This is a genomic window from Priestia sp. SIMBA_032 (assembly GCF_046535215.1).
GTDB lineage: Bacteria > Bacillota > Bacilli > Bacillales > Bacillaceae_H > Priestia > Priestia aryabhattai.
The window spans coordinates 1-263 of the sequence record NZ_JAWRXD010000878.1; the positions used below are offsets into that span (position 1 = coordinate 1).

General features: G+C 63.1%; 1 protein-coding gene. It reads left to right on the forward strand.

Going from position 1 to position 263, the window contains the following annotated elements:
• Window positions 1-263, forward strand: a 263-nt coding sequence (locus SB717_RS36830) for an H-NS family nucleoid-associated regulatory protein (RefSeq protein ID WP_410908026.1), incomplete at both ends; no start/stop codon positions are given.

Sequence of the window (263 nt, forward strand, 5' to 3'; positions counted from 1 at the left end):
GGGCAGGGTAGTCCAACCGAAGTATCAGGATCCGAAGACGGGCGCCACGTGGTCTGGTCAGGGCCGTCCGCCGGCCTGGATCAGTGAAGCCAAAAACCGCGACGACTTTCTTATCGATCGCTCCCAGGCTTCCCACGCGGTCGACAGTAAGGCGGCCGTGAAGAAGTCTGCTGCCAGCAAGACGGCCGTGAAAGCGCCTACTAAAAGAGCGGCCGCAAAGCCCGCCGCAAAGAAGAGCGAGGGCGGTGCGCCGGCACGAAAGG